We start from the raw sequence: 26,125 nt of genomic DNA, 5'->3' as shown, positions 1-26,125 counted from the left end.
GTTATACATTAACTGTATACTACAATAATTGTAGGATACTGTCAAGTACTTTATTTAAATTTATAGAAGAAGAAAAGTGAAGAATCTGCCCTTTATAAAAGGGTTGTATGTCTCAATGACAGATCACCGTCCTTGATCAGGTATTCTGGGCATTGCAGGAACATCTGCGACAATAGATGACATACTGACTACGGAAGGTCGGTGGCAGTCTAAGTTGCAAAACAGGGAAATGGGATTGAAGTGGTAATTTATTCGAAAACCGCATTGAGCCCCAGATCCCTGATCATCTCCCTGTCAAGTTCAGGATCCCTCCCCTGAGTGGTTAAATAATCTCCGGTCATGAGGGAATTACAACCCGCAACAATTCCGAGGGGCAGGAGCTGTCTCAAGTTCCTCTCCTTGCCGCCGCAGAGCTTTATGTCTTTATCGGAAAGGATAAACCTGTATATGGCTATTGTGATAAGGATTTCAATCGGCGATAGCTGCGGAGCAGACTCAAGGGGTGTGCCCGGTCGCGGATTAAGGATATTTACCGGAACACAATCCACATCAAGCTCCTTCAATGTTACTGCCATTTCGATCCGCTGTTCCATGGTCTCTCCGAGCCCGATGATTCCTCCTGAGCATATGGACAAGCCGGCTGCTTTTGCAGTCTTTACAGTGTCAATATCCTCTTCATATGCATGGGTGGTGCAGATATGATCGAAGAAACTTCTCGCTGTTTCAAGGTTGTGGTGATACCGGAAGAGACCGGCCTCCTTAAGCTTCCGGGCTCTGTCTGCATCAAGCATGCCCAGAGAAACGCAGGGTCTTATCCCCAACTCAGTTATACCTTTTATGGCTTCGTAAATCTGCTTCCACTCCGATTCATCGGCAATGCGAGTCCCGCTCGTTATAATTCCGAACATATGGGCGCCGAATCCCTTTGCCTCCCGTGCCTTCTCTATCATCACATCACTTCCTAAAAGAGGGTAAACAGGGGCATCGGTGCAATAATGTGATGATTGTGCACAAAATTTACAGTTTTCAGGACATATACCTGACTTTGCATTGACGATCCCGCAGAGGTTCACATTTATCCCTTTGAAATGCTCCCTTATCTCTGCGGCATATGCTATGAGAAGGAAAGGATTTTCCATTCCAAGCTCATAGAGGACCATGGCATCCCGGAAACCGATATCTCTTGTGCTGATTGCCCTCTCTTTAAGCCTTTCAATGACATTATCCATGCACATTTTTATATCCTCTTTTCCGTATTTTGATTAATTCGGCGACAATGCTCACGGCGATCTCCTGCGGTGTTTCGGCATCGATATCAATGCCGATGGGTGCGTGAACGGCTCGCAAGAGGCCTTTACCTACTCCCTTTTTCATAAGATCGTCGTAAATGATTTTCACCTTTCGTTTGCTGCCGATCATCCCCACATACTGCTGAGGCCGTTTTAAGACTTTTTCAAGAACAACGGCGTCATGCTTGTGCCCGCGCGTAACAATTACCACATATCCACTGAGGGGTGGATGCACCTTCTCAAAAACTCCCTGAAATTCCTCCACAATTACTTCGTCGGCATCAGGAAATCTGTCGCGGTTCGCAAATTGAGACCGGTCGTCAATAACGGTTATGTGAAAGTCAACGAGCTTTGCCATTGTCGATATGTATTGCGATATGTGCCCCGCTCCGTAAATATACAGATGCGGGGGCGGTGTGATGGCCTCGATCAGATACCCGTCCTGAACGCGTGGCCCTTTGTTGCGGAAGTACCCATCAATATTCCTTTCAAGGACAGGGGGAAGTATATCTTTTGTCGCAGCGCCATGTCTGGCAACAAGTATCTTCTCAAAGGGCGGCCCGTCTGCTTTCGTGACCATGATCGCCTTTTCGCCATTGGAGATGCACTGCATGAGCGTATCGTAGACCTCTTTCTGCTTCACCGTCACCGGCTCCAGGAAGATCTCGGCAGTCCCTCCACAGATCATCCCTTCATCTTCAACCGTTTTGCCGTTAAGGGAATACCGGAGGTTTTTCGCCTCTCCGTTGGCGATGACAGTTTTTGCATGCTGCCACACCTCGGCTTCCATGCAACCACCGCCAATCGTGCCATATATCTTTCCATCTTCACCGATGAAAACCTTGGCTCCGGCGTCGCGGGGTGTCGCGCCGACCCGGGAGATAATAGTAGCAAGGGCACCCCGTTTTCCCTGCGCCAGGTAATCAATTATTGTATCAAAGGGTTCCACCGGTCGTCCTCACGTCTTCTTACAGGGGAACATCCGATGCACCGGCGCCTTCAACTCTGCCGAGGATTCCTTCGAATAGTACCGTTGAGAGATACCGTTCTCCGCTGTCAGGGAAGATGACAACGATCGTCTTTCCCACGTTCTGGGGTTCATGGGCGATTTTTACTGCCACGTGGGCTGCGGCCCCGCATGAGATACCGCTCAAAATCCCCTCTTCCCTGGCGAGACGGCGAGCCATCTCTATGGCCTCATCGTTGCTAACGGTTTCAATCCTGTCGACGAGAGAAAGGTCGAGGACCTTCGGGACAAAACCAGCGCCGATTCCCTGTATCTTGTGCGGACCCGGCTTCAGTTCTTCGCCGTTTCTTGTCTGGGTGAGTATAGGTGAATGAACAGGTTCAACGGCAACGGATGTAATCTGTTTTCCTCTCGTGATCTTGAAATATCTGCTAACACCCGTAATGGTTCCCCCTGTGCCGACACCGGAGACGAGGATGTCCATTTTTCCGTCGGTATCATTCCACAACTCAACGGCTGTTGTGGCCTCATGGATTGCCGGGTTCTCAGGGTTTTCAAACTGTTGCGGGAGGAAGTATCGTGATGGCTCACCCTTTGCTATTTCCTCTGCCTTTGCGATAGCCCCTTTCATACCCTTTGCCCCTTCTGTGAGGATGATGCTGGCACCGAGGGCCTTCAACACCTTGCGGCGCTCAATACTCATCGTTTCGGGCATGGTGAGGGTGAGCTTATATCCCCTGGCGGCTGCGACAAAGGCAAGGGCTATGCCCGTATTTCCTGAGGTGGGCTCAATAATCTCCATACCGGGTTTCAGTTTCCCGGTCTTTTCTGCATCCCATATCATGGCAGCGCCGATCCTGCACTTTACCGAATAGGCGGGGTTCCTCCCTTCGATCTTTGCGAGGACCGTTGCACCGGCATCCCCGGTAACCTTATTCAGTTTTACAAGAGGTGTCTTCCCGATAGAATAGGAATTGTCTCGAAAAATATTACTCATGGTGTCCTCCTTGTGATATCGTACAATTAATATCATATTTAATTCATATTAATATGATAGGATAAGTATACTTAAAGAGGGTATGGTTGTCAAACAATTTGTAAATTGCTTCGAGAGGGGGAGGCTCCGGCAGCTTTGCTGTTGGAGGGGGCGACGTGAGCCCCGGAAAATAAGGCAGTCGATAGTCGTTAGTGAATAGTCGATAGTGGAAACACTAAAAACGAGACAGATTACAGATAATATATGCAAGGATATAATTTAGCGAGTTTCGCGAGCGAGAGGGGGAGGCTCCGGCAGCTTTGCTGTTGGAGGGGGCGACGTGAGCCCCTGTTAAAACGGCTAATTAGCGAGTTTCGCGAGCGAGAGGAATTTAGCGAGTTTCGCGAGCGAGAGGGGGAGGCTCCGGCAGCTTTGCTGTTGGAGGGGGCGACGTGAGCCCCTTTAACAGTATAGACTGTAGTTCTGCACAGGCCACAAAAACAAAAACCGAAAAATATATCCAGAAAAGAAAGGCAATAAATATCCCATAGGTTCCGAAGAATGCGGTAAATTTTCCTATGTGAAGTATATAATATTTAAAAAGGTATTTGCCAAGATGCCAGAATAATGTGGCAATGACACTCGATATAATGAGAACTTTTTTGGTTTTTCTCACCGGCGTAAGGAAATAATAGAGTATGTAAAACATGGTGAAAGTAATAAGCAAGTCCAGAAATGAAAACAAAAAAAGCACCGGGGCTTTGGAAAGAAAAACAGGGAGCATCTTTGTAACCTGCGTTTTTAAAACTACCCCGAAAATAAAACTGAAGAACAGTATCGCCTGAACTATAGAGAAGATAAAGGCAAAGAAAAGTTCTTTCTCCTTTGCCCTCAGGAACCGTTCAGGGTGTTTACCGAATATTAATCGGAAAGATGGCCGTATAATCGAAAATAACTTTGTCGTGAAAAAGAAAAGGAACAAAAGTCCCAGGGGGCCGGAAAGTTTTTTCGATAATGAAATGACATTCAGCTCTTTTATCAAGCGCTTGACAATAATTGTATTGTAGGGCTCAGGAAGAACATTTCTGAGGAATTTTGCTAAATGTACCCCGGGAGCGCTTATATCGATGACATGACCGAGGATATAGATGGAGAGGAGTGTAAAGGGGATAAACGTAAGAAGGACATAAAATGATATGGATGAAACAATGATGTTTGCATTATCACTCTGGTACTTCTTGAAAAGTTTTTTTATAATGTCCCAGACAAAGGACAGGTTACGTTTTGCAATGCCTTTTATGTATGCGGACGTCATTTGTGCATCCATTTTAGCATTCCTTATATCGAATCTACAATATTGACTTTTGCAGAAAGACCTTTATATGTATCAATCTTTTTTGTCGTGGTGGGCAGTGTGGAGACCCACAAGCCGGGCTACCAGTACTGCAAGGTACATCTGCCCGGTAATGGCTTGCAGTACTGCAGCCGTTTTTGCCGTATAGCTTTTGGGAATAACGTCGCCATACCCCAATGTGGTCATGGTGGTAAAACTGAAATAAAAAAAGTCCGGGGAATCTATTCTGTTAATTTGCAGAATGAATGATGCAGGGTTAATTACCCAGATTGCAGTATAGAAAATTTGCCACCAGATACCGATGAAAATATAAATCGAGATACTGCCCTTTATTGTGTCTCCTGTAACCCTTTTTTCTGAAAATATTTTTTTCAGCATAAATATAATCGCTATTGCTATGTAGAGCATGTACGTGAAGAGCGCCAGCAGACCTATGTGTTTGTTTTGAACAATGAACGTGGCAAGATAATGAAAAAGTATGCCAAAAAATGCAAAAGATACGCTTATGACAAACAGCGTCTTGCCTGCGTCTAAAATTCTCAGCATTATCACGATAATAGCCATGAACAGGAAAGATTCGGCAAAGAAGGCAATCAATCGATAGCTGTCCACGATGGGAGACAACACAATCAGCAAGATGAGAGAGAAGAGGAGAAGTGAATATTTGTTCTCTATTATCTTTTCGATATCAAGCTTTTTCATAGGGGGGTTTCTCCTGCCTTATATCTCTTTTCAACAAAAAGTGTATACGTTCTGTTTCAGAAATAAAAGATATATTTTTGAAATGCAGGTATTTAAAAGCGATGTTTTACGAATTACATCGATATATGATAGACTTCGTATGCCTTTTTTTCGAGTTCACCCCTCATATCAGGGTGAGCGATATTGATGAGCGCCTTCATCCTGTCGCGGACGGTTTTGCCTTTGAGAGAGGCAATCCCGTAATCGGTTACTACATAATCCACGTCATTCCGTGAAGTCGTAACTGCCGCACCTTCTCTAAGGGTTGGAACGATCCTTGATACGCCACCTTTTGCCGTCGCGGGAAGCGCTATAACTGCTTTCCCCCCCTGCGACATACGTGCGCCTCTCACAAAATCAAGCTGCCCGCCTACACCGCTGAATTGTTTCGGGCCTAATGTGTCCGCACACACCTGTCCGAGCAGGTCAACCTCAAGGGCCGAATTAATGGCAACCATGTTTTTGTTCTGGGCAACGATATAAGGGTTATTCGTGTAGTCGACGGTACGCATCTCAATAATGGGGTTATCATCAATCCAGTCGTAGAATTCCCGTGAACCCATGAGAAAATTAACGACTATCTTTCCTTTGTGAAAGTTTTTCTTCCTTCCATTAATAATACCCTTCTCTACGAGGTGTTTCACCCCATCGGATATCATCTCCGAGTGGACACCGAGGTCTTTAAGGCCACCAAGATTTTTCAATACTGCATCAGGTATTCCGCCAATGCCCAACTGGAGACAGGAACCATCTTCTATGAGTTCAGTCACATGTTTCCCGATATTTCTTTCCACTTCTGTCATTTCTGTTCCTTTGAGTTCTGCTATAGGCACATCCACTTCAACAAAATAGTCTATTTCTGAAACATGCACAAAAGATTCTCCGTGGGTTCTCGGCATCGTTTTGTTTATCTCTGCAACAACAATATTTGCACATTCCACAGCTTTCTTTGTATAGTCAACAGACACACCCAGGCTGCAATAACCGTTTTTATCGGGAGGCGAAACAGTTATCATTGCTACGTCCACTGGGAGCAGCGTATCAAAGAGAAAAGGAATCTCGCTGAATATATAGGGGATATAATCTGCCCTGTTCTCCCATATGGCCTCTCTCGTTGGCGCACCGGAAAATAATGCAACGTGTCTGAAGCTTTTAGCATATTCGGGACGGCAATATAAGGCTTCACCCATGGGCACCATGTGAACAATTTGCACGTCATTCAGTTCATTCACTCTTTTCATTAATTCGCCCGGCAAAACCCTCGGTTCGCCACATGCATGGGAAAATACAATCCGGTTACCTGATCTGACCTTTTTTACGGCCTCTTCAGCGGAGCACAAACGTTCTTTGTAACTGTTCATCCTTTCCTCCTTACTGCTTCCCGCGAACTCAGGATAATGGTTTTGCCTTTAGCATTATCAACTGGGTTTTTCTTAGTCAAACAAGCCCTGGAGCACCCGTTCACCATTATCGATATATCTTCGCGGGGGATATCGGTGAAAAAGGCTTCCAGGGCGTTTTTTACATCTTTCGGGTGTACATCGGGATTACAGTTCCCGCAGTATTTTATCTTTTTCATTTACATTCTCTTCATTCTTAACTCTTAATTGCCTTTCTTCACTCCTGCCAGTTCCCTTGCTATCTGTTCCTTGTAATCGAGATTTGCCAGCCTTCCAATCATTATCTTTTGGGCCTGTGGTGAACCTGCTCCATGCATTGATTCAGTAAGATACCCGACGGCACCCATACCGAGGGTAAGGTTTTCTATCAAGCGCTGTATCCTGGAACGGTCCTCTGTGCTGTATGCAGAAGCGCTCCTGAAATATTTTTCCAGCAAAGGACCAGCTTCCGGGTGCGCAAAATCTTTTTCAGATGGCAGTGTGACGAGTAAACCGCCGGCAATATCCTGTGCCAGCCGTGAAATCTCATAGGGGAAACGGGTTACGTTCAACTTACAGATGTTCGCCAGCATTAAATCGATGAGGTATGTTCCCGATGTGGTGGGCTTCCCTTCCGCTGAACATGCAATACCGCATGAATAAATAGTTTCATTGAGATGGATCATCTCAATGAGTTTTTCCTTTATGTGTGATGCCTTTTCAAGTCCCTGCATCTTCATAACTGCCTGTGCTGCGCCGATGAGCACATCTCCTACACCGCTTTTACAGCCGCCGTAGCTCTGCCTGTGATACCCTGCAAACCGCTCAACAAGGGCGCCGGAATACTTGTACTCTCCACACATGAAAACCCTTTCCCAGGGCACAAAGACATCGCTGAATACAATCAAGGCCTCCTGCCCGCCAAACATGGCGTTCCCGACATCAACGTCGCCTTCTTCCAGCCTTCGCGTATCGCATGACTGTCTGCCGTAAATATAGAGAATACCCCGGGCATCAGCCGGTACAGCAAAAGAGACGGCATAATCCTTATCTTGCTCTCTCATGGTTTGTGTGGGCATAACAAGGATCTCATGAGAATTAATCGCTCCTGTCTGGTGGGCCTTGGCCCCCCTCACAACGATGCCGTCTTTCTTTCTTTCGACAACATGGACAAACTGATCAGGGTCTTCCTGGTCTGAGGGTGCAAGCCTTCTGTTGCCTTTTGTATCGGTCATAGCTCCGTCAACAACCAGATCATTCTCTTGAACATATTTCAGATATTCGCGAAACCGTTTGTTATATTCGGTCCCTGACTCCTGATCCATCTCAAAGGTAACGGAATCAACAGCATTAAACCCGTCAAAACCGACGCACCTCTGAAAACAGCAGCCCGTTTTCTGACCGAGAAGCCTCTGCATCTTCACCTTTTTGACAAGATCGTCTGCACTTTGATGGAGATGGGTGAAACGGTTAATCCGATTTCCCGTCAGACTTGAGGCCGTAGTTAATAATTCTTCGTACTCAGGCTGGTGGCTTAATTCATAGGTCATAGCACAGGCGTTTATCGATGGTCTGATAATCGGATGATCAACATAGTTATCTATTACTTCACCCGCCAGGAAAATACGTTTTTTCTGCTTCCTCAAGCTTTCAATATATTCACTGCTTGTCATGAGAGGCATGTCAATCCCTCCTCGTTCATTTTTTTATATGTTACAATAACTTAATAAGCAATTTACATGCCAATATGGGCAGCGGTCAGGGGTCAGCGGTCAGGGGTCAGCTAAACCTAATAGCATGTAGGCTTTCAAGTGCCACAATTACAGTTGCTGGCCAAGCAGAGGTAGTGCTATAATTAGATTCGCACTTGGCAGAAATATGGTGATGCATAATTGCATCAATAACCTTTGAGTTGGTTTTTGCCGACAACTGATTGCTGATTGCTGACAACTTCCTTAAACTGCCAGATACTGTTTCTTTATGGCGTCGTCTTTTTTGAATGTTTCAATGTCCGCTTCATACCTGATGTGACCTTTGTCGATGATGGCAACACAATCTGAAACAGCAATGGCGAATTTGATGTTTTGTTCTGAAAGCAGTATCGTAGTCCCTACCTCTTTCAGTTTCAGAACGAGGTCTTTCAAATTTTTTACCATGACGGGGCTCAACCCTTCGGTGGGTTCATCAAGGAGGAGCACCAACGGGTTCCCCATGAGGGTTCTCGCTATGGTGAGCATCTGCTGCTCACCACCGGATAACGTTCCGCCCGCCCTGGACTGAAAATCCTTCAGAACAGGGAAAAACTCATACACCAGATCAAGGTTCCAGATACCTTTTCTGTCTTTACCCATTGAGGTACCCAGGGTCAAATTTTCTTTTACCGTGAGAGGCCCGAAAATCTTACGGTCCTCGGGAACAAGGCCAAGACCGAGACGGGCAATCTTAAACGTTTTCATGCCCGTAATATCCTGCCCTTTAAAATATACCTTCCCTTTTTTTGGCACAATGTCCATGACAAGGCTTTTAAAGGTTGTGCTCTTACCTGCACCGTTTCGACCCATGAGGCAAAGCGTCTCACCTTCGTGGGCAATAAAGCTTACATCGAACAATATGTGGCTTTTTCCGTAATAGGAATTGATATTTTCAGCGACTAAAAAATCGGACATTTCACAACACCTCTTTCCCGAGATAGGCTTCAATTACAGTTTCGTGGTTGCGTATGTAATCGGGTGGTCCTTCGGCGATAAGCTGCCCCTGCACCAATACCCTGATCGTTTCAGCGATACCGAAAACCATATCCATATCATGCTCGATAAAAATCGTCGTTAACTGGAAAAATTTATGGAGTTCTTTCAGGAGGTGCATCATCTTTATCCGCTCATCAGGCGCCATACCTGCAGTCGGCTCATCGAGCAGCAATATTTTCGGGTTCAATGTTAATGCTATTGCGATATCAAGAATCTTCGTATCTCCGTGTGATAATTCTGAAGCCTTCAGCTCTTTGCAATGGGAAAGCCCGATTTTATCAAGGATAAACTCCGTATGTTCGCGGGCATCCTTGAAAGCCATTCTGTCGGCAAAAATCTTTGCATTCTTTCTGAAATTAGCAAGTGCTGCCAGATATACATTATCAAAGACCGTTTCCTCGAGAAAAAGGCTCGATACCTGAAAGGCGCGGACCATCCCAAGTTTTACTATTTTTTCCGGTCTTTCCTTTGTTATATCCTGATCTTCGTATACAACGCTCCCGTCATCAGAGGGGATAAAACCCGTTATAAGATTGAAAAAGGTTGTTTTCCCGGCCCCGTTAGGCCCGATAATTGCGGACATCTCGCCTTTTTTGACACTGATGTTTACATGGTTCGTCACATGAATGCCGCCGAAATGTTTGTCAAGATTTTTAATTTCAAGAATTACAGACAACTTCTGTCTCCTTTTCCTCTTTGTTCTTGTTGCCAGCCAAACGTTTAATCCCCAGTACACCTCTTGGGAACAGAAGGACAACAATAAGCACTACCACACCGATACTGAATGACCAGTATTCAGTGTATTTCCCGACTATTTCTTCCAATCCCGTAAGGATCGCCGCACCTATGACAGGACCGAAGAATGTACCCATACCACCGATCGTTGCCATGAGGATCGCATTGCCTGATGTTGGCCAGTGCAGCATATCAGGATGGATACTTCCATCAAGACCGGCATAAAGCCCGCCTGCTACCCCTGCAAAGAAGGCCGATATAACAAACGCCTTGAGCTGATTTTTATATACATTCAAGCCGAGGAACGTTATCCTTTGAGGATTCTGCCTTATACAGTTGAGAACAGATCCGAATGGGGACTTCCGTATCCTCCACAAAATATACATGCAGATAGTGACCACTACAAAACTGAAGAGATAGTATTTTGTTACACCTCCGGTGAGCATGGCAGGTTTGGCTATTGCCTGTATACCGTCGTCGCCACCTGTGAAGTGATAAAGTTTAAAGGTAAGACCCCATACCAGTTGAGCAAAGGCCAACGTAAGCATAGTAAAGTAGACGCCCGTTAACCTGAGGGTTAAAAGACCGATGAAAACAGAGACAAAAGCGGCGCCTGCTGCCCCGAGTACTATGAAAAGGAGAAAATATTCCGGGCCTGTTGCCTTGACAAGCATACCGGTAATATAGGCGCCTATCCCGTAAAAAAGCGCATGCCCGAATGATACAAGCCCCGTTGTTCCAAATAAAAGATTAAAGGCTACGGCATAAAGACTGAAAATAATAACCCTTGAAACGAGGTGGATATAATGTGTACCAGGATTTACAATAAGTATTCCAAGAAAAAATACAAAATATGCTATCCAGGGCAGATAGTCTTTTAATTTTTTCACAGCGCTATTTCCTCCCCACCATCTTTTTCGCAAGAAGTCCTTCGGGTTTCACGATCAAGACTATAATCATAACGATAAAGGTAAGGACGGTAGCCAATTCCGGCATCCAGAGAATTCCGAAAGAGAGAACTTCACCAATAATTAAAGCGCCCAGCAGGGCACCCCAGAAATTGCCGAAACCACCGATTACTACTACGATCATAGAGTCAATAATCACTTCAACTCCAGCGCCGGGTGTAACGGTTCGGAGCGGTGCCGCCAGAATCCCTGCGAGTCCGCCCATGGCCGTTGCCACTCCAAAAACGAGCGTCATGATCATGGGTACATTCGTTCCGAGCAGACCAAGCATGTTTCTGTCGAGAGACGAAGCCCTCACCATTTTTCCTTTGTCCGTTTTCGTGAGAAAGTACCACGCGAACAAAACAACAAGTAAGCCAACTACTATGATGAAAACATTGTAAGTCGGAACCACTGTAGTTCCTATGTTCAAAGAGCCCATAAGGGCATCGGGCTTAGGTATGGTCTTATACTCTGGACCCCAGATAAATTTTACCACGTCGTCAATGATGAGTATGAATGCGTATGTCATGAGCAATTGGAAAGCGCCTTCCTGGTCCCTCCCGTAAATACGCCTGAGGAAAAGAACTTCGATCACCATCCCTACTATCCCCGCACCTATAACACCAACTAGAAGCCCTACCCAGAAATTGTTGAACATCTGCATAAGCTGGTAGGTAAAATATGTGCCCAGAAGATAGAAGGAACCATGTGCGAAGTTCAGGACGTTTACCACTCCGAATATGAGTGTAAGACCGCTTGCGACGAGAAATAACAACATGGCAACAGAAAGACCACTAACAAACTGTGCAATTAATGTATTAAAGTCCATACCTGAACCCTGCTCCCTTTACTGAATTTATTTACCTTTCACTTTTGTCATATAGTCAATGTATTCAAAACTTGGCCACAGTTTGTCAGCAGGGTACACTTTAAAGTTACCCAACATATACTTTGCCGGCGGGAATTTGTCATTCTTTACTGTCGTGCCAATCGCCTGGACTTGAACGATCTGGTGTGTCTTTGGATCGATATAGGAGATAAATCCTGGTGGATCTTCCGGAGTCTGGATCTTCATGCCTTCCATAGCTTTAACCAGGGCTTCTGTATCGTTTGCATTGCCAACCTTTCTTATCGCCTCAGCGATCACATGGATACCCACATAGGCGCCTTCCGCTGCGTATGATGGATACCTGCCGGCTGCTTTATAGAATTTTTGCACATAGGCCTTGTTAGCCGATGTTTCGGGCCAGTTATTGTGGTGACGGGCAGACATAATGATCCCTTCAGGCATATCAGCTCCAAGGGCTGCAAGCGCTTCATAATTTCCGCCTGCATCTACATGGAAATATTTCATTTTTTCAAAAAGTTTGTATGGTTTTGCCTGTTTAATAAAGGAAACTGTATCTCCGCCCCACATGCCGTTAACAAGAATATCAGGGGCTGCCTTAATAATAGCAGTTATATAAGACGTATAATCGGGTTCGTAGAGTTTCGGCCAGTATTCACCAACAAGCTGATACTTAACGCCTAATTTATCCAAACCCCATTTCAATTCCATCAACTGGTCACGACCATAGGCATAATCAGGGCCGATATAGGCAATCTTTTTCCAGTTCTTCACTTCGTCTTTCAGGTAGTATGCCCCTGCCATCATAGACTGGAAGGTGTTGTTGCTGGTTCTGAAATAATATTTCTGGAATTTGTTGGCAGTCAAGTCTGTTCCGGCATGGTCAGTGCCCACAAAGATTACTTTATACTCTTTGCTCACTTCTGTGACCGCAAGACCAATACCAGTAGAGATGATACCAAAAAGAAATTTACACTTTTCATCCGTAATATAGCGTTTCGCCACACTGACAGCATACTGGGGGTTTTTGTCATCGGTAATTATCACATCTAACTTGGCGCCCCCCGGCAACCCCTTTGCATTCACTTCATCCAGTGCAATCTTGATGGCAACCTCTGAGTCCTTGCCATACTGTCCTCCACGGCCTGTCATGGTGTAAAGCGCACCGATCTTGATTGTTTCGGCACCATAAACGGCTGTAAGAGGGGCCAATACTGCTAAAATAAGCAATAACGAAATGAGCTTGCGTTTCATGAAAACCTCCTCTATGAATTTTGAAGCAATAAAACCACTTCCTTTAACCAAGCAATTTATATGCCACTGGACATATTTCTGTCAAGCAGTTTAACGACAGTTTTGAATGATGAGTTACATACCCTGCAGACGCTCGTAATGACTGTTATGATAACGGAAATCCGGTAATTTTAAAAAGGCTATTCATTCCTGCTTTCGCAGGAATAACAAGTTGAAGGAAAACTGTAAGCGATCTGAAAAAAACGCTTTGATGCAATTATGCATCGTTTTAATTCTAATCTGCATCGGATGGCCTGATATTCAATTTTTTCATCTTGCGGACAATCGTGCTCTGGCTGATTTTCAGATTTTTTGCAACCTTATGGGTGCTCCCGTATTTCTCGATTGCATTCTTGAGAACCCTGTACTCCATGAGGTTCACGATTTCGTTATACGACCTGTTTCCACTATCTATGAAGATGCGTTGCGAATCCACGGCGCCCCTCACCTGAAGAGGGAGATCCTCAACATCTATCAGGTCATTTTTACTGATCAGAAACGCCTGCTCGATAATGTTGGAAAGCTCCCTCACATTACCGGGGAATGGATAAAGCATGAGCAACTGCGTAGTCTGAGGATTAAAATGTTTTTTCATATTGTACCGCTCATTAAGCCGTTCGGTGAAATATTGTATCAGGGGTATTATATCTTCGGTGCGCTCCCGTAATGGCGGGATCACAAAAGAAATGGTATTAAGGCGGAAATATAAATCCTGCCTGAACTTCTTATGCTCAATAAGGGCGGCCATATCCTGGTTCGTGGCAGATATAATCCTTATATTAAGCTTTACTGTTTTCGTGGAGCCAAGCCTCGTCATCTCTTTCTCTTCAATAACACGTAATAGTTTTGACTGGAGTCTCAGGCTCATATCACCTATTTCATCCAGAAAAACCGAGCCCTTATCGGCCACCTCAAGAAGTCCCTTTTTCCCTTTCGTACTCGCACCGGAGAAAGCACCGGGGTCGTAGCCGAAGAGCTCACTTTCAAAGAGGTCTTCGGGGATGCCGGCACAGTTAATCACGATAAATGGCTGGCCTTTTCTGCTGCTTGATTCATGGATAAGCCTCGTCATGAGCCCTTTGCCCACACCGGATTCACCCGTTATCAAAATATTTGAATCAAATTGGGCGGCCTTTATTGCCAATTCCAGAATTTCAAGAATCTTTTTACTCTTTGTTGCAAATTTTATCTTCTGCTGCTGAAGGATCTTCATCTTGTCAAGCTCTGCCAGATAATGGTTCGCTTCAAGTGTCCGCTCATGCAGCTTGTCTTTTAACTCCATGAGTTCCGTGATATCCCTTACATTCGTCACAACGAGGACAATCGTGCCGTTGTCTTTATCAAAAACGGGACTACCTGTTACAAGCACCTTTTTCCCATTCCTCAATTCCTGCATAATGGTAACCAGTTTCTTCTTTTCAATTACCTCCACACTCACGGAACGGTCAATTACACCTGAGGCAACAAGGTCCCTCATGTTTTTGCCGAGCACCTCTTCACGCTTGATACCAGCTATCCTCTCGTAGGCCTGGTTTATCATAAGAGTATTGGCATCGCCATCCGTGATATAAAGCCCGTCATAGGTATTTTCTATGATAGCTTCGAGGTCTTTTGCAAATTTCTTAATATGTTTTCTGAGTTTTTCCATTCCCCACAATTCCTCTAATTTTTATATAAAATTAACAGAGAATGCACTTGTTTATCAATGCAAATCCGAGAACGGATGAATAAGTAAATGAACCTGATATTTTTCCTGCTCACACCTGAGGGGGCTTTTTATTGCCAGGGTTTTCCTTAACGGGTGCGGGCATTGGGGCTGTGGCAGTTTTAAGTTCCAAGTTTTAAGTTTTAAGTTAAAAACAGACAAAATCACTGATGCTGATTTGAGATGATTAGTATTATTATGTGGGGGTTCAACTATAAACTATCAACTATTTTTGTGGAACTTAGTTTTTAAAGAACGTTATCCTACCCTTGTTAAGGCCACCTTCTGTTATGAGGCGATGCTGTGGCTTTGGTTCCGGAAGCGGCACCGCGGGCCGGGCGGGCTGAACTTGTGTTGGGCCGGGCCCCCGTATTCGTGCGTACGACGGACTGCCCTGGTTTCGGCTGCGCCCTGCGGGGCTGCGGCGACCGCGCGAATTCGGTATTCCTTGCCGGCGCTGCTTTCGTATAATCAAAACCCTTCAGTATGCGCCGCTCGATCTTCTTGCCCAGCACGCGTTCGATGCTCTTTACCTGGGGCTCGTCCTCCTGGCTGACAAAGGTGAAGGCGTCTCCGGTCTTTGCGGCGCGGCCGGTCCGGCCGATGCGGTGCGTGTACGCATCCGTTGTATCCGGCATATCATAGTTGATGACATGAGATATGCTCAATACATCGATGCCGCGGGCCGCGATATCCGTTGCCACCAGTATCTGGTATGAGCCATTGCGGAAGCCGTCGAGGGCGCCCTGGCGCTTGTTCTGCGACAGATTCCCCTGGAGCGAGGCAGCCCTGTATCCTGCCTTCTGCAGCTCCTGGCCGACGCGTTTTGCCCTGTGCTTGGTGCGTGCGAAAATCAGGATCGATTCCGTATCGGTCTGCTTGAGGAGTTCCATTAGGAGACCGGTCTTCAGATGCTGCGCAACCGGATAAAGGGCATGTGAGACCGTGTTTGCCGGGGTCGTATTACCGATCTTTACCGTAACAGGATTATGCAGCACTTCGTCCGTCAGTTTTCGGATACTGTCGGCCATGGTGGCTGAGAACATCAGCGTCTGCCGCTTACTGGGCAATTGTTTGATGATCCGCCTGATGTCGGGGAGAAAGCCCATATCGAACATTCGGTCCGCTTCGTCAAGAACAAGGACTTCCAGATTCGCAAGGTTGATGGTCCTCTGGTTAAGGTGATCGAGTAACCGGCCGGGACAGGCAACAACAATGTCAACGCCGGCTCGCAGTTTCTGGACCTGCGGGTTCACACCCACGCCGCCGTAAATCGTACAGCTTGTCAGATGCGTATTGCGCCCCAGTTCTCCGATCGATACATGGATCTGTTCTGCCAGTTCACGTGTGGGCGCAATGATAAGGGAGCGCACCTTGCCGCGTGGACCCGGGAGCAGATGCTCCAGAATCGGCAGCACGAATGCCGCTGTTTTGCCGGTCCCGGTCTGGGCGAGGCCCATAACGTCTTTGCCTGCAAGGACGGGCGGGATCGCCTGTACCTGGATAGGAGTCGGGATCTGGTAGCCGAGTGCCTTGACACCGGCTGCTATTTGTGGATGAAGCTTAAATGAACTAAAACTCATGACACCTTCTTTATTAAAGTAGATTAGTAGCTAAAGCAAAATATGACCGGATATTATCTCGTTAGGGGAGCGTTTTGGACAGATTGTTTGATAAATCTCTCACGCAGCCTTGATCATTACTTCGTTACTTGAGTAACACTATAAGCTTATTCTGCGGCCCTGTCAATTGGAGAATGGAAACCCGGATCCACCACCTCTTTTCCCCGTGACCTCTTTCCCCCTACCCTATTCTGATCCTCGGGTCGGCAATGGCATAAAAAAGGTCGGCAAGAAGGTTGCCGAGGAGTGTAAGAAAAGCGCCTATCACGAGGATACCCATGATAGTAGGATAGTCTCTTGACATAACGCTCATATAGAACAGTTGTCCCATGCCGGGAATGGCAAAGATCGTTTCAAAAATGACACTTCCACCGATAAGCCCGGGCACGGAAAAACCAAGTATCGTAATGACAGGCAAAAGGGCATTCCTCAGGGCATGCTTTTTGAGAACCATACCCTCAGGGAGTCCCTTTGCATATGCTGTGGTTATGTACTCCTGGCGCAGCACTTCAAGGAGTCCGTTCTTCATGTACCGTGAGATGCCTGCCAGACCACCGAAAGCCGATACGCAGACAGGGAGAATAAGGTGTTTCAATATATCCAGTATCTTCCCGGCAGCAGAAAGTTCATCATAATTGAAAGACTTGAGCCCTGATATGGGGAGAAATTCAAGATAGACCCCGAAAAACATCATTAAAAGCAACGCAAGCCAGAAGTACGGCATGGCATACCCTGCAAAAACAAAAGTAGTGAACGCCTTGTCCATAATACTGTCCTTGTAACGGGCGCAATATACGCCTATGGGGATACCGATAAAAAAAATGAGTATCATTGAAAGAAAGTTGATGGAAATCGTTATAGGCAGGCGCTCCTTTATTTTATCGATAACAGGTCTGCGGTCCGGTGTGAAAGAGGTGCCAAAATCGAGCTTTACGAAGCGCTTGAGCCACATATAATACTGCGTATAGAGGGGTTTATCGAGCCCGTAAAGGCTCCTGATCTGCTCCCTCATCTGTTTTGTCACCTTCGGGTTCATCTCTGCCCCGACAACATCAGGCTCGCCTGGGGCAAGATGTATCACTGCAAAAGAGATGAGCGTGATACCGAGCAGCATGGGAACCATCAGGATAAGGCGCTTAAGGAGATATCGCAACATTCGACTTATACCTCCTCTGTTCTTCCGGTACATACCATGTAAAGATATTATAGCTGATACCGGCCGGCGCAGGCTCTATCCCTTTAAACCGCTTGTGAATTGCGAGGTTCGCATAAGGGATGAAGAGAAATGTGTATGGCTGTTCTTCGGCAAGGATTTCCTGTATCCGGTCGTAGTATCGTTTCCGCTCATTCTTATCGAAAGTATGGCGAGCCTTTACGAGCAGGTCATCGACCTCCTTATTTTCAAAGGACATGAAATTAAGCTCTTTGGAACCCTGTTTCGAAGAATGCCAGACATCATAAATGTCCGGGTCGGACCGCGAGATCGTCCAGCCGAGGATGACCGCCTCAAAATTCCTTTTGTCTATGAATTCATTGATGAAGCTCGCCCACTCTACAACCCTGATTTTCACACTGATACCGATATCCTTGAACCTCTGCTGAATCAATTCGGCGCAGCGTATCCGCACATCATTGCCCTGATTCACGAGGATAGTAAACTCAAGGGGTTTTCCGCCTCTGGAGAGCGTTCCGTCGGAGCCTTTCTCAAAACCTGCTTCCTTCAGAAGTGCGAGGGCCTTCTCTTTGCTGTATTCGTATTTCTTCACGTTTTTGTTGTAAACCCACATATCCGGTTTATAAGGTCCCGTTGCCTCTATCCCCTGGCCAAGGAGGATACCATCAATAATTTCCTGCTTGTTGATGGCATGGCTTATAGCCTGTCGCACCCGTTTATCCTTAAAAAACTGGTGCTTCAGATTATAGCCAAAATATACATATGTGAAGGAGGGGTACTGAAACCTGTTGAATTCCCTCTTGAAGGCCGGATAATTTGTCTGTTTCGTAAACTGGAGAGGCGTCAAAGACATGCTGTCTATGGCGCTGTTCTTTAACTCAAGAAACATGGTGGCGCTGTCCGGGATTACCTTGATTACATGACGGGCAATGAAGGGTTTCCCCTCGAAATAGGCATCGTTTGCAATAAGAACGACCCTGTCCCCGGAAATCCACTCTTTGAACACATACGGGCCTGTCCCGACAGGCTTTCTGATGAGCGGTGATTTTGTGATATCTTTTCCTTCCAGAAGGTGCTTCGGCAATATTGATGTACCCCAGCTTATCAGGCTCGGGGCAAAAGGTTTGTTGTATGTTACCTGAAATGTGTAATCATCGATCACTTTTGCCTCTTTCACTTCCCTGAAGTCGCTTGAATAAGGTGTAGGTGTTTTCGGATCAATAATAACTTTATATGTGTACATCACGTCGTGTGCGGTAAACGGTTTGCCGTCATGCCATTTGACGCCTTTTTTGAGGTGGAATGTAAAGGTAAGGTTATCTTTTGAAATATCCCATGATTCGGCAAGATCCCCCACTATATTGAGATTTTTATCGAGTTTTACAAGGCCATTATAGACGTATCCTGCGATTTCATGGGATGCCGAATCGGACGCAAGGATGGGGATCAGGCATGATGCCTCGCCGATGGATGCAGTAATCATTGTATCGCCATAGGCAGGCTTTCCCGGATCATCGTAAAAACCCTGTTCTTTTTTCGGTCCACAGGCTACCAGAAAGAGCAGGAGAATCAACAAAACAAAGGCTTTCCTCAGTGTCATAACGATAAGGTATTCTAACAGACAAGAAGCAGAAATGTAAACCGCTGAATCCTTGTATGTGCAATTTTTCAAATCACATTCGAGCGGCCGAGTCTTCCGAAAGTTTGACATGTTCGCCAGGATGTTCAGGAGTTGATAATGGGAGGTCTTTGGAGGCTTCACGCTGATTCAAACGAATCACCTTTTCACGTACCAACTCGATATGTTCTTTTAATGTGTAAAGTTCGCCATAGAAATTGAGCGGTATACTAACTTTATTGGCCGCCGCTTCGATCCGGTCGAGCTTTGCGGAATAATCCACAACATGTCCTGGTCGCAATTGTTGCGTTATTTCTAACTCAAGGTATTTCAATTCGCCATACAAACGATAGAGTTTTGATCTGTTTCGCCAGGAATAAAACCAGGGCAGGATTCTCATAAGAGGAAATATAACCGCAAGTACCGGAATCAATATCTTGACTATACGGTCCAACAATACGGCAACCCAAAAAGGCAGGTAATCGAGCAAAAAAGGACGGCCCGTTTTATAGAACCTTTCCGCTTGGTCGCTTAAAGGAAAATCCTGAACCTTGGGAGCAGGAAATTCTCCCGCTTTATTTACCCAGCCGGCGCCCCCATGAATCTCAGCCGCAGCATCGAGGAGAAGATACATCAGGGCCGGGTGCATCATGTTACGCACAACAAGATTTGTCGTTGATGCAACGAGATTGATGTCCGATGGAGGCAATCTTTTCGGGATGTTTATTATGCCCTTCGGTAATATCACATGGGACAGGCCGGGGACAAGCCTTGTATATGCTTCTGCCTGGCCTAAATTCATAAGCTTCACGTTGTAAGCATTAAGCAACTCCTGCATAAATAATGTATCAGTTGAGCCGATTGTAATAACAACGTCAACCCGGCCTTCCTTCAGTGCCTTAATCGCTGCTCCATCTGCAATATCCAGCAGGATGGTCGGTAGGTCTGCTGCGTTGCCGGCTTTGAGTAAGTCGAGTGATAGTTTCCGCAGACCGCTGCCTTCTGGCCCTATGGCGATCCTCTTTCCTTTGAGCTGTGAAAAATCATCGAGCGTCTCTTTACCTCTATAAAACACCCATAGAGGACTGTACGTGATGCTTCCCAAGGAAAGCAGATTCGGTGCTTCAGGACCGGAACTTGTTCCCCCTTGAACAAATCCGACATCAACTGCTATCGTTTTATCTTTCAGTCGCTTGAAATTCTCCACTGATCCAGAAGAATCGAGCAACTTGAGATGTACATTTGAGCGTGCCAGGATTTCCTTGTAGCGCTCACCGAAAGCAGCATAAGTACGACCTTCGATTCCGGTAATCATGACGATAGTGCCAGGAGGGGCAGGCTGGACAACATAATAGGCAATCAGGAAAACGGCAAAAACCACTAATAGCGCAGGGATAATAAATGTGAAAAGTTCACGGATCGAAATGTCACGAAAATCTATTTTTCTCATTTCTGGTAATAACCAGTCCCTATAACCCACCCGAAGGGCTTGAACAAAAGCACATATGACCTCTTGGCCTGGGCCTTTGTCTCTCCCTTCTTCGGGAACCAGTATTCCACGTATCCGCCGCCGGTTGTTCCTGTTGCGAGAAATTCCTTTACGTAGAATATCCCCTTCTGGTCCTTGTCCTCGATCCGTTTCCTTCCTTCCGTATCCTTCCGGCCGTAGAGAACCACATTGACACCTTCCGTCGTATCCGCCCAGAAATACCCGTCTACCCCGTAGCGAAGTTCACGGAGAAGGTCAGCGCCAAGTTTCCTGGCCTGCTCAAGGGATATCTCTCCCTTCTGATATTTCAGAAAAACAGCCTGAAGCATGCTTACCGCTGTTTCGACTTCGCTCTTAATTAGCATATCCTGAGCTGATACGCTCTCCGCTTTGTCAGACTGTGCAAAAGCGGGCAGGCACAAAACCCCCATGCTCAGCACAACCGCGCACACCGTTTTCAACACTCTTTTCATACATCCTCCTTATTTTACGGGGCTTGCGCCTGTCCCCGTAGTGGGGTCGCCCCCTCCCCCTGCCTAAACAGGGTTTAATGTAGTTTAGATACAGTACTCATAATTATACAATATATTATTTTTTGCAAGGAAAACTTGAATAAATGGATTTTTGCCATTTCCTTTTCCATTTTATTTTTTAATTGTAAGATGAAACAGTCAACTTCTATCTTGACAATATAAAAAAGTTCGTGTTATATGCATCTATAGTGTATTAAGGAAATTATACATATCATGAGGAGGAGGTAGGGTTATGAAAAAAGTTTTAATGTTTGCATTTGTGTTACTAATCAGTGTTGCATTTGTCTCCACAGTGTTTGCACAGATAAAGGGTGCGCCGGAAGAGAATGCACCGGCAAGGACTACGCCTGGTAAGGCTGCACCGAAACTGGTAAGGCTGCACCGAAAGGAACTCCTGCTGTAAAGGGTGCAACAGAAGAGTCAGCACCGGCAAGGACTACGCCTGGTAAGGCTGCAAAACCGGGAACTCCGGATGTAAAGGGTGCGCCGGAAGAGAATGCGCCGGCAACGGCTGCGGCTGGAACAGTTGAAAAAAAGGCAAAACCTAAAAAAGTCAAAAAACCAAAACAAGTCCAGAAACCAGCGGATGTTACAGGACCGGCAGAAGAGTCAGCACCGGCAAGGACTACGCCTGGTAAGGCTGCACCGAAAGGAACTCCTGCTGTAAAGGGTGCAACAGAAGAGTCAGCACCGGCAAGGACTACGCCTGGTAAGGCTGCAAAACCGGGAACTCCGGATGTAAAGGGTGCGGCAGAAGAGTCAGCACCGGCAAGAAAGTAATCAGATAACACATAATAAAAAAAAAGGGGGGAGGCAACTCCCCCCCCCTTTTTTTGGTTCTTTCTAACGTAGCTTCAAACCTGCTGCCACTACATTACCACTGACCTGTCTTTAAGTATTCATCCATCGCTGCAGCGGCTTTTCTGCCAGCACCCATTGCGAGGATGACTGTTGCAGCGCCTGTCACAATGTCACCACCTGCAAATACGCCTTTCCTGCTGGTCTTGCCTGTTTCTGTATCAGCTTCGATATTGCCGGACTTACGCAATTTCAGCCCTTCTGTTGTGGATGTTAATATGGGATTGGGCCCCTGACCGATAGCAACGATTACGACATCAACATCTATGATATGGTTGGAACCTTTAATCTCAACCGGTCTTCTCCTGCCCGACGCATCGGGTTCACCAAGTTCCATCTTTACACATTCTATTCCATTGACCCATCCGTTCTCGTCACCGATAACCCTGATGGGTGCTGTAAGGAGCCTGAAATCGATATCTTCTTCCTCTGCATGGTGGGCCTCTTCTGCCCTGGCAGGCATTTCTGTACGGGAACGGCGATATATGAGATAGACATTATCAGCGCCCATTCTCTTTGAAACCCTCGCTCCATCCATGGCCACATTACCGCCACCAATAACGGCTACCTTGTTCCCTACCCTGACCGGCGTATCATATTCCGGGAAAAGGTATGCCTTCATCAGGTTTGCACGGGTGAGAAATTCGTTGGCGGAATAGACACCATTCAGGTTCTCACCCGGGACATCCATAAAGTAGGGCAACCCTGCACCGGTGCCGACAAATATGGCATCATAACCCTGTGCAAAAAGTTCGTCCACCGTCGTTGTCTGGCCGATAATCGTATCCACTTTTATTTTAGCGCCGAGCTTTCCTACATAGTCCACTTCCCTCTGTACTATCGCTTTCGGGAGACGAAATTCGGGAATTCCGTAAACGAGAACCCCTCCCGCCTTATGGAGCGCCTCAAAGATGGTCACTTCATGGCCTTTTTTCGCAAGCTCTCCGGCCACAGTCAATCCGGCAGGGCCTGCACCGACAACGGCTACTTTCCTGCCCGTCGGTTTTGGAATCTCCGGGGCACGGACATCGCCCTGATTCAGTTCATAATCAGCGGCAAAGCGCTCGAGACGACCTATTGCAATAGGCTGACCTTTTTTACCGAGAACACATTTCTCTTCACACTGTGTTTCCTGGGGGCATACACGACCACACACAGCCGGCAGACTGTTTGTCTCTTTAATGGTATGGATAGCGCCCATAAAATCGCCTTCTTTAATCTTCTTGATAAACTGAGGGATCTGCACATTCACAGGACAGCCTTCCACACAAGGCATATTCTTGCAGTTCAGGCAACGCGCAGCTTCACGGAGGGCATTTTCTCTGGCATAACCGAGGGCAACTTCATTAAAGTTCTGCATTCTCACCTTGGGATTCTGCTCAGGCATGGGCTCACGAATCTTCGATTTCTTCAGCGCCTTTTCCTTGGCTTCGAGTTTGCACTTGTGATCCCACATGGCACGGCGTTCTTCCCTGTTATACATTTTTCCACGGAGTATCAACTCGTTGAATTCAACTTTATGGCCGTCAAATTCAGGACCATCGACACAAACAAACTTGGTTTCTCCGCCAACGGTGGCACGGCAGCAACCGCACATGCCAGTGCCATCAACCATGATTGTGTTAAGGCTTACCACTGTATGTATGTTGTGGGGGCGGGTCACTTCCACGACAGCTTTCATCATGATTACCGGCCCAATCCCGATAACGAGGTCGATTTTTTTCTTTTCTGCGATGAGCTTTTTCAGCACATCTGTAACAAAGCCATGATGGCCATATGTTCCATCGTCTGTGGTCACAAACAATTCACTGCTTATCGCCTTCATCTCTTCTTCGAGGATCAACATCTCTTTTGTACGCGCACCGATAATGTTAATAACCTCATTTCCTTTTTCATAGAGGGCCTTTGCAATGGGATACACAGGGGCAACACCAACGCCGCCGCCGACACAAATAACTGTCCCGAACTTTTCGATGTGACTGGGTTTTCCGAGTGGTCCCACCACATCCAGAACCGTCTGACCCTGTTCAAACTTGTCCATTTTTTGTGTTGACGTTCCCACTACCTGAAAAATAACCGTAACCAGACCTTCTTCCCGGTTGAAATCAGCGATGGTGAGCGGTATTCTTTCTGCATAATCATCGACCCTCAACACCACAAACTGCCCGGGTTTGGCCTTTTTCGCAATATCGGGTACATAGAGCTTAAAAAGTGTGACTGAAGGTGCTAACTGCCGTTTTTCAACGATTTCATTCATTTTTGGTTCTTTTGCCATGATATCTCCTTTTATTAAATTTAGGGATTCCGGTATCCCGGAATTCATTTATTTTTATCCTGTTTAATCGGCAACATGACCGTAAAGGTGGTGCCTTTGCCCGGCTTGCTGTCAACTTTTATGTGACCGAAATGTGATTCCACAATCTTTTTTACAATGGATAAACCAAGTCCCGTTCCTGTCACATATCTCGTTTCCGGTCCGCATACCCTGTAAAACTCATCAAATACACAGGGCAGGCTCTCCTCATCAATCCCGATCCCTGTATCAGCCACAGTGATGTTCAAAAAATGGCTATCAGACTGAGCATTAACAACCACCTTGCCATTTTTCACATTGTATTTAATCGCATTTGAAACAAGATTAGTGAAGAGTTGCTCAATTTCTGCCCTGTCTGCCTCAGTAAGAGGGAGCGGCCCCGGGATATTAACCTCAAATCGAATATCCTTTGCTGCCCCCTGGCCTTTCAACAACTCAACAGTACCGGTAATGATGTCTGAAATATCAAGGAGTTCTTTTTTCCTTGCTACACTTTTCGACTCCAACCTGCTGTATTGGAGAAGGTCATTTACCAGATCAAGCAGTGAGTGCGCCCGTTGTTTTGCACGTTCCATCATCTGCTGGTACATCTTGGGGTCACTCCCGGCCGCACCTGTAAGATAGGCAGAAAGATAACCCTCAATGGCTGAAAGAGGGGCCCGCAATTCATGGGTTACCATGGCAACAAACTGGGATTTGATTTCGTTTATCTCTTTGAGGACCGTAATATCACTTAATGTGCTCACAACACCGAGGTCTTTGCCTGTTTCATCCCTCACCTTGGAGACATTTACCATTATTGTCTTCTTGCCGGGGGGAGGCAGTACAATCTCTTCAGAGATGGTAGTGTACTGGGATGATTCAGGGCTGAAACCTTTGTCAATAATCTTAATCAGATCCTTCTCGGGGATGATTTTGCTTATTTCTTTCCCTGCCTCTGATTGCCCGCTGAAGTTTAACATCTTTATAGCTGCAGGGTTCCACAATACAAGCTGATGTTCTCTGTTGATGACAAGGATTCCGTCGGCTATAGAACTCACAATCGTATGGAGTTTTGACTTTTCGTTTGCCACTTCGAGGAGTTTCTGGTCCCTCTCCTCCATAAGCCGTCGCGCCTGTTGACTTAATCTGCGTTTTTCCAGACCACGGTTTACTACTGCAAGCAACTGGTCCGGGGTAAAGGGTTTGGGGACATAGTCATAAGCGCCATGCCTCATTGCATCAACTGCTGTTTCAATTGTGGCAAAACCCGTTACAACGATCATAATGATTTCGGGATCGAGTTGTCTTACCTGTCCCATCAACTCAATGCCACCCATTATAGGCATCATCAGATCCACAAGCAAAAGGTCATACTGTTTTGCCTTTGCTAATTCAAGACCTTCCTTGCCGTTGCTGCCCACATCTACCGAGTAGCCTTCACTGATAAGAATCCGGCGGCACCCCTCACGGATACCCTTCTCGTCATCAACAACTAAAATATGTATCGTTTCACTCAATTCAGACCCTCGGTTAAAATTTTAATTGTTCAAGC

22 protein-coding genes are annotated in these 26,125 nt (G+C 46.2%); 1 reads left to right on the top strand and 21 read right to left on the bottom strand.

What is annotated here, in order from left to right; genetic code table 11:
- Positions 1–248: 248 nt before the first annotated feature.
- The 19 genes from bioB to NTX75_15560 form a co-directional block, all read right to left on the bottom strand.
- A complete protein-coding gene (gene bioB / locus NTX75_15650) occupies positions 249–1,229 on the bottom strand; it encodes a biotin synthase BioB (protein MCX5817646.1) in 981 nt (326 codons plus the stop codon).
- On the bottom strand, positions 1,222–2,238 hold the full coding sequence (locus NTX75_15645; protein MCX5817645.1) for an XdhC family protein: 1,017 nt from the start codon (positions 2,236–2,238) through the stop codon (positions 1,222–1,224). The genes bioB and NTX75_15645 overlap by 8 nt, the downstream gene beginning before the upstream one ends.
- Before the next feature lie 19 nt (positions 2,239–2,257).
- On the bottom strand, positions 2,258–3,253 hold the full coding sequence (gene cysK, locus NTX75_15640; protein MCX5817644.1) for a cysteine synthase A: 996 nt from the start codon (positions 3,251–3,253) through the stop codon (positions 2,258–2,260).
- Positions 3,254–3,623: 370 nt separating this feature from the next.
- A complete protein-coding gene (locus NTX75_15635; protein MCX5817643.1) occupies positions 3,624–4,559 on the bottom strand; it encodes a YihY/virulence factor BrkB family protein in 936 nt (311 codons plus the stop codon).
- A gap of 60 nt (positions 4,560–4,619) precedes the next feature.
- Positions 4,620–5,288: a potassium channel family protein gene (locus tag NTX75_15630; GenBank protein ID MCX5817642.1), complete on the bottom strand. Its 669-nt coding sequence runs from the start codon at positions 5,286–5,288 to the stop codon at positions 4,620–4,622.
- Between the two features lie 113 nt (positions 5,289–5,401).
- A complete protein-coding gene (locus NTX75_15625; protein MCX5817641.1) occupies positions 5,402–6,688 on the bottom strand; it encodes a 4-hydroxybutyrate CoA-transferase in 1,287 nt (428 codons plus the stop codon).
- Positions 6,685–6,906, bottom strand: a complete 222-nt coding sequence (locus NTX75_15620; protein MCX5817640.1) for a hypothetical protein — start codon at positions 6,904–6,906, stop codon at positions 6,685–6,687. The genes NTX75_15625 and NTX75_15620 overlap by 4 nt, the downstream gene beginning before the upstream one ends.
- Before the next feature lie 24 nt (positions 6,907–6,930).
- The gene (locus tag NTX75_15615; protein MCX5817639.1) at positions 6,931–8,388 is read right to left on the bottom strand and encodes a 4-hydroxyphenylacetate 3-hydroxylase family protein; all 1,458 of its coding nucleotides are present in this window, start codon (positions 8,386–8,388) and stop codon (positions 6,931–6,933) included.
- Positions 8,389–8,661: 273 nt separating this feature from the next.
- Complete coding sequence (locus tag NTX75_15610) at positions 8,662–9,372, bottom strand: ABC transporter ATP-binding protein (GenBank protein MCX5817638.1); 711 nt, start codon at positions 9,370–9,372, stop codon at positions 8,662–8,664.
- 1 nt (position 9,373) lies between these two features.
- Entirely contained in the window at positions 9,374–10,129 is a 756-nt protein-coding gene (locus NTX75_15605) for an ABC transporter ATP-binding protein (protein ID MCX5817637.1), read from the bottom strand.
- Entirely contained in the window at positions 10,113–11,078 is a 966-nt protein-coding gene (locus NTX75_15600) for a branched-chain amino acid ABC transporter permease (protein MCX5817636.1), read from the bottom strand. The genes NTX75_15605 and NTX75_15600 overlap by 17 nt, the downstream gene beginning before the upstream one ends.
- A gap of 4 nt (positions 11,079–11,082) precedes the next feature.
- Entirely contained in the window at positions 11,083–11,967 is an 885-nt protein-coding gene (locus NTX75_15595) for a branched-chain amino acid ABC transporter permease (GenBank protein MCX5817635.1), read from the bottom strand.
- Positions 11,968–11,994: 27 nt separating this feature from the next.
- Positions 11,995–13,239 (bottom strand): ABC transporter substrate-binding protein, encoded by a 1,245-nt coding sequence (locus NTX75_15590; protein MCX5817634.1) that lies wholly within the window; start codon positions 13,237–13,239, stop codon positions 11,995–11,997.
- A gap of 274 nt (positions 13,240–13,513) precedes the next feature.
- Positions 13,514–14,926 (bottom strand): sigma 54-interacting transcriptional regulator, encoded by a 1,413-nt coding sequence (locus NTX75_15585; GenBank protein MCX5817633.1) that lies wholly within the window; start codon positions 14,924–14,926, stop codon positions 13,514–13,516.
- A gap of 329 nt (positions 14,927–15,255) precedes the next feature.
- Entirely contained in the window at positions 15,256–16,566 is a 1,311-nt protein-coding gene (locus NTX75_15580) for a DEAD/DEAH box helicase (protein MCX5817632.1), read from the bottom strand.
- A gap of 220 nt (positions 16,567–16,786) precedes the next feature.
- Entirely contained in the window at positions 16,787–17,761 is a 975-nt protein-coding gene (locus tag NTX75_15575) for an ABC transporter permease (protein MCX5817631.1), read from the bottom strand.
- Positions 17,742–19,379 carry a peptide-binding protein gene (locus tag NTX75_15570; protein MCX5817630.1) on the bottom strand — a complete coding sequence of 546 codons (1,638 nt, stop codon included), beginning with the start codon at positions 19,377–19,379 and terminating at the stop codon, positions 17,742–17,744. The genes NTX75_15575 and NTX75_15570 overlap by 20 nt, the downstream gene beginning before the upstream one ends.
- Positions 19,380–19,452: 73 nt before the next feature.
- Complete coding sequence (locus tag NTX75_15565; protein ID MCX5817629.1) at positions 19,453–20,847, bottom strand: C4-dicarboxylate ABC transporter substrate-binding protein; 1,395 nt, start codon at positions 20,845–20,847, stop codon at positions 19,453–19,455.
- Positions 20,844–21,359, bottom strand: a complete 516-nt coding sequence (locus tag NTX75_15560) for a cache domain-containing protein (GenBank protein ID MCX5817628.1) — start codon at positions 21,357–21,359, stop codon at positions 20,844–20,846. Before NTX75_15560 ends, NTX75_15565 begins: the two co-directional genes overlap by 4 nt.
- Before the next feature lie 292 nt (positions 21,360–21,651).
- Between NTX75_15560 and NTX75_15555 the strand changes: the two genes are divergently transcribed.
- Positions 21,652–21,822, top strand: a complete 171-nt coding sequence (locus tag NTX75_15555) for a hypothetical protein (GenBank protein ID MCX5817627.1) — start codon at positions 21,652–21,654, stop codon at positions 21,820–21,822.
- Positions 21,823–22,293: 471 nt separating this feature from the next.
- On the opposite strand, the gene NTX75_15550 is transcribed toward NTX75_15555, so the two are convergent.
- Positions 22,294–24,534, bottom strand: a complete 2,241-nt coding sequence (locus NTX75_15550) for a bifunctional dihydroorotate dehydrogenase B NAD binding subunit/NADPH-dependent glutamate synthase (GenBank protein MCX5817626.1) — start codon at positions 24,532–24,534, stop codon at positions 22,294–22,296.
- Between the two features lie 62 nt (positions 24,535–24,596).
- A complete protein-coding gene (locus NTX75_15545) occupies positions 24,597–26,090 on the bottom strand; it encodes a response regulator (GenBank protein ID MCX5817625.1) in 1,494 nt (497 codons plus the stop codon).
- Positions 26,091–26,125: the final 35 nt, after the last annotated feature.

The sequence above is a fragment of the Pseudomonadota bacterium genome (assembly GCA_026388315.1).
Lineage (GTDB): Bacteria > Desulfobacterota > Syntrophorhabdia > Syntrophorhabdales > Syntrophorhabdaceae > MWEV01.
Note: the sequence above shows the minus strand (reverse complement) of the source record. Positions and strands in the feature narration are given on the sequence as shown.